Genomic DNA, 5,904 nt, shown 5'->3' on the forward strand with positions numbered 1-5,904 from the left:
CCTTAAAAAGTTAATAAAAGTAATTGGTAATAAAATATAGCATGCGCTGGTTTGCTAGTTGTTACATTCTATTAACTTAAATGTAGATCTACCAAATAGTTTTGCGTTGATCTATATCTGGGTATCATCAGAGTGATATAACATCTTAAATATTGATATGAAATTAACATCTACACATTTCTGTTTCATTTCATATCAATATCAATTGATATGTCAATCTCAATCATAGGTATTAGTGTTAGTTAATTGTTTATATAACATCAACAAAAGCTATTCAAACTAAGGACGGATCATCCTAATTGTTAATGTCATGTTGATCAGAGATAGAAACTACCATTTAGACTTAGAGATACTAGTTATTCTAATGGGTGTTTATGACTTAAAGCCCTTAAAAAGTTAATAAAAGTAATTGGTAATAAAATATAGCATGCGCTGGTTTGCTAGTTGTTACATTCTATTAACTTAAATGTAGATCTACCAAATAGTTTTGCGTTGATTTATATCTGGGTATCATCAGAGTGATATAACATCTTAAATATTGATATGAAATTAATATCTACACATTTTCGTTTCATTTCATATCAATGTCAATTGATATGTCAATCTCAATCATAGGTATTAGTGTTAGCTAATTGTTTATATGACATTAACACGTCTGGGTTGTGTGCTTCAAATTGTGTTGAAAATTAAATGGAGATAGATTTTCTTATAAACCTTCTTGACCAAGGAGGTTTATAAAAAGAATGGTGTAGCATATTTGAAATTTAGTTATAAATAGCAGTTGTAATGTTCAGGTATAAGACTTATTTAGTTGGGCATACTATAAGTATGAGTTCTTTTTTATGATAAAAAGTGCAGCTAATATCTTTACAATCTATAAATATAGATTGTAGTTTTTATAGTATTTGAGTGGAAGAAATGGTTTTGAAACTTAGCTATAATAGAAATGATTTTGTACATCATTCAAATTTAAGTATGCGCAAACTAAAAGTCATTTTAATTCTTACGAGGAAAACATGGTATGGATGTATATTTATCATTTGCATGCTTTTTTGTCTAATAATTAAATTAGGAACTCAAAAGTTATTTTATAATCTTTGTTTGCGAAATATGTAATTAATAAGTTGGGTTAGGTATGAACTGGATGGGTTAGTTTAACTTATATTCATCTCTCAATATGTAATTTCATGTCAATGTCAGTTGATATGTTAATATCAACTGAACGTGTTTGTACCGCCTTACTGTTTACATAACATTAATATGTTTTAGTTGTTTGCTGTTAGTTATGCTATGAGTACTATAAAGATTGTTTTGTATCTAAAGTTCTCTAAGTAAGGAATATATTAAATGAATGGTTTTTTACTTTTGAAATTTAGTTGTAAATATAAATCGAAATTTTGGTGTGAAAACCCTGTACTTAGATATACTAATAGTATTACCTGAATTAGGTGATTAAATGACATATGCAAAAAAAGAAAAAGGTTAATCAATTAGAAGCATTATTTTTGTGAGTTTAATTAATAGTTGCGAAGTAGTATTGACATTTAGATATTATAGAGATAATCTTATACATAAGTTTCATTGTTTAAAATTAATATACGAATCGAGAGATATTTAATTCTTGCTAAACGGACACACCGAGGGCATATACCTGCCATTGGTGTGTCTTTTTTTATTTAATAACTAGAAAATGATAAGGAGAGTATTAAAGAATGAATGAAATTATTAGTGAAAGTAAAAGAAGATTTGATAAATATTGTAAAGATAATCAAGTTTTTGAGGAGAGAATTAATTCTCTTATTAACTACTATTTTTTACTGCTTGCTGATCGTGTAAACATTTTACAAGATAGAGAATTTAATAACGAGGTCGAAGAGAAGCAATTTAAAAGCAGTCTCAAAAGATTTGAAACATTATTCCCAGCTGCTGCTAAGAATGCATTTCTAAAAGGATATCAGCTTGGTTTAGAGTTTTTCAAACATCCAGAGACAGTGATTCCGGATTTGCTATTTACAAATCCTAATTTTGTACAAGATATTCCTTTTGCAATTGTAAATGCAGCGGAATTTAGCATTTATGAATTAGTTCGAACGGATGAAACACAAGAATTTAGTGTATTTGCTGTTCGAACGTATGAAGGCATTAAACCCATAATGGAGCAAGTGTTTTGTGAAATTGCATTGTTTGGTGCGGAAATTGCACTTGAGCATGAACGTGAGGAAAGAGGACTGAAAGTAGTAGAAGGAAAAACAACTACATTTACAAATGTTCCAGTAGATCGTTTATTTACAATTACTCCATCTGTAGCTGCTAATGTTGTGCATGCAGACGGTCGTTGTGAAATCTGGAGTCTAAACTGGAATACGAAATTAACTTTAGATAACCCTTTTATTGAATTAGCACAAGTAACCATTGTTTACAAAGACAAGACAGAAATACAAAAAAATCTTCGAGATGGATTTATATATGAACAAAGTTTATTTAGTGCGGTACCGTTAGAAGAAATCGAGGATCGTTTAGAGGTTAGAGTCAAATACAACCTTATTGATAATATGCCATGTAATTTGGAGGGATTTGAAATAGAATCACTTCTCACCGAACTATTAACAAAAATACAAAACGCAACAAAAGTGCCTTTTGAAAACATGCTATTACTTTAAAGCGATTTTCTATCAAAGAGGAGTTTTTTATAATGAAAAAGATTGTATTAGCTATTAGCGATACTGTGTATACGGCATATTTACGTGAGGATTTTGTTGGTGCAGGATTTGAAGTAGCTGATAGTGATGTTATGCACATAAAGTATTTAGATGAAATTCTAGATACGGAGCAACCTGATATTTTATGTATTAATGACAAACGATTAAATATTGATGCGGGACACGAAGATAAGCGAGAATTAATTATTTTACAGAAGTTAAGAGACATTCGCTTTCAGCGGGATATTCGCATTGTAGTATTTACAGAGCGTGAAAATGACGATGAATTTTTAGCGAAACTGATTTATCTAGGTATCTATGACATTTTTAACTCTCGTAAAATTGATATTGATAATAAAGTCATACCGCAGCTGCTACAGGAATCGGATATTAAAAATGTAGTGGAAATTGTAGGAGCAAGTCAGGCACCGCAACATACAAAATTGTCCGAAGGTCCTGTTGATGAGGAAGAAGAGGAAGTATTAAGTGAATTAGAGGAAGGTAGCAACAGTAAACTTCCCTCTAAATCTAAATTATTTAAAAACAAACCAAAGAGTAAGTCTATCCAGCAGGAAACGCCAAAAGCACCAATTATAAAAAAACAGTATAAATTGGCTTTTGAGCCGGTATATGAGAAACAAATTGGTATTGCCATTCCAAGAAGAACAATAGTTGTAGCCAGTATGAACAGAAGAAGTGGTGCTACTTTTGTTTCGCATCTTTTAGCTGCTTATTTAAATGAACTACAGATTGATGTCAATTATATAGAGAATTTATATGATGATGGTTATACGTATCCGTTATTAAAGGGATATACAGAAGCACCAGAAAACTATCGTAGTGAATTTATGTTGCAGCGATATAAAGAGATGCTACAGAAGGAATCTGATATATTATCAATTCCAAAATGGAAGCAAGGAAGAATAAATTATATCGTAAAGAATCCTATAGTGGACCAAGAGCTGAAAAACGAAACAGGGCAGGACTTTGACCATTTTATTAAGGTTTTATTGGCTAACCAAGAAGCACCTATATCTATTATTGATGCAGGGAGCGATTGGGATAAAGATTTATACCATGAGATATGTGAAATGGCAGATTATATCTTCTTTGTAGTGGAACCAGATCTGCATCAATTGCTAAAGATAGCGCATCCTCTTACAACAAAAGAGAGAAAGTTCGTTTCTTACTTAGATTTAGAGAAAACGAGAATCATTGGGAATAAGTTTTCTCCTGCACTTTTAAAGCATGAAGTAGTAGAAGAATGTTTTGGAGATAAGGTATTAACTGCTTTACCACCATATGAGATAGAAGATGTATTTGAATCTCAATTAAATAGTAGTACGTTACTATCTAGTCGGAACTATTATAAAGAGTTAGAAGGAATAATGAAGGAAATAGCAGGGTTATTGCTACCAAACCAATTGTTGAACCAAAAGAAAAGTTCTATTTTAAGTGGATTTCGATTTCGGAAGTCTGAAAATTAAGGAGGGGTGAAGAAAGATGCAAAAATTTATTATAGGTGTCGCCTCATTATTATTATTTGTTGGTTGTTTATTCTTAATGACAGATATGATTATTGGAGATACAACACACACAGATAATAAGTCTGCATTAGAACGTGCTGGAAGTACAGCAATGGATAAAGCCGTAAAAGTAGGTGTTTTGCGAGCACAAGAAGAAATTGCTATTGACACAGAAATTGCAAAGAAAGAATTTGAAAAGTCTTATAAACAAAATGCAACATTTAAGGACCCTGCATCAAAACGAGAGTTTTCTGCACATGCCGTACAAGAGCAACCTGCAATGATTGCCGTTGAAGGAGATGCCGAAGCTGCTAGTTATACTAAACAATTTGATGAAAAGAAAGGCAGCATTAAGAGTAACGCAAAACACATATTTATTTATGAAGCAGATTCTGACAACAAGAAAGCTGGAGGAAACGTGAAATAAATAAGAAAAAGTAGGTGTGTAAGAAATGCAAAATACAGTAACAACAGCGCTTTTTCTAACGCTTTCTTTACTATTGATAACTCTTATACCAGAGGGTGTACTGTATGGAATGCAGTTAATAAAGGCACATGATTTTGCTTCTAGTACAGTAGAGTTAGCAGAACAAACAGGTGGTTTTCAGTACACGTATGAAGGGAAAAACGTAAATCTAATTCCTGATATAGAGAAGAAAATGAAAGAGCAGAATATGGATGGCTGGAAATATGAATATACAAAAGGGCGCGTTAATCATAATCAGCCATTGAATTTTAAGATAAAAGCTGAACATCACTTCTTTATTTTTAAAATGATAGGGATAGATAGTATGAAAGCACCGATATGGGCTAACAAAGAAGGAATGGGACAAATCTATTTCCGTTAAAAATATCAATATGTATAAAAAGAGGTAAGAAACTATACTGAAAAGTGTAGTTTTTTTACTAAAAAAATATTTATAAATAAAATATATGGAATTTATTTGCAAATTCGGTACAATAAAAGAATCTATGAAAAAATTAATATATTTGGAGGAACAAAGAATGGCAAACAAATTTTTAAAAACAGCAACAGCACTAACAATTATGGGTACATCACTATTAGGAGCAGGAGCATTTACTGCTAAGGCTGATAACACAGACTCATTAAAATTCAATGATGTTCCAGCAAATCACTGGTCTACCAAAGCAATTTATGATTTAACAAATCGTAGAGTAGTGCAAGGGTACGGAAATAATATCTTTGGTTTTGGTGACAATGTAACTCGTGGGCAAGTTGCTCGTATGATTTATATGTACGTAAAACCAGCAGATGCAGATGCTAGCTTCAAAAATCCTTTTATTGATATTAAAGGACATTTGTTTGAAAAAGAAATCTTAGCACTTGCTAAAGCAGGACTTGTGAATGGATTTGGTGATGGAAAATATGGTCCAGATGATATTTTAACTCGTGAACAAATGGCACAAGTACTTACAAATGCTTTTAAATTTAAGGCAACGAAAACATCAAAATTTGCAGATGTTGATAAAAATTCTTGGTCTTATGGTGCAATTAGTGCATTGGAGGAAAATGGGGTTACAATTGGTACAGGAGGTAATATGTATTCTCCAAAAATGTTTGTAACACGTGAAGCGTATAGTCAATTTTTATATAACTCTATTAATGTAATTGAAAAAATACAGAAACCAGAAGTGAAGCCAGACCCAAAACCTGAAAC

Annotated in this window: 5 protein-coding genes; all 5 read left to right on the top strand. The window is 31.5% G+C overall.

The genetic code is table 11. The features are described 5' to 3' along the window. The first annotated feature begins 1,712 nt into the window (after positions 1-1,712). Complete coding sequence (locus MR167_RS29895) at positions 1,713-2,660, top strand: hypothetical protein (protein ID WP_242316121.1); 948 nt, start codon at positions 1,713-1,715, stop codon at positions 2,658-2,660. Positions 2,661-2,692: 32 nt separating this feature from the next. Next, complete coding sequence (locus MR167_RS29900) at positions 2,693-4,186, top strand: hypothetical protein (protein ID WP_078994308.1); 1,494 nt, start codon at positions 2,693-2,695, stop codon at positions 4,184-4,186. A 16-nt stretch (positions 4,187-4,202) separates the two neighbouring features. Next, positions 4,203-4,652, top strand: a complete 450-nt coding sequence (locus MR167_RS29905) for a hypothetical protein (protein WP_001168875.1) — start codon at positions 4,203-4,205, stop codon at positions 4,650-4,652. A gap of 25 nt (positions 4,653-4,677) precedes the next feature. Further along, positions 4,678-5,073: a DUF4320 family protein gene (locus MR167_RS29910; protein ID WP_001181741.1), complete on the top strand. Its 396-nt coding sequence runs from the start codon at positions 4,678-4,680 to the stop codon at positions 5,071-5,073. Between the two features lie 124 nt (positions 5,074-5,197). Beyond that, positions 5,198-5,904 (top strand): S-layer homology domain-containing protein (locus MR167_RS29915; protein ID WP_242316122.1); only part of this gene is annotated, 707 nt, incomplete at its 3' end.

Origin of the sequence: Bacillus cereus group sp. BfR-BA-01355 (assembly GCF_022663675.1) — a bacterium.
GTDB lineage: Bacteria > Bacillota > Bacilli > Bacillales > Bacillaceae_G > Bacillus_A > Bacillus_A thuringiensis_S.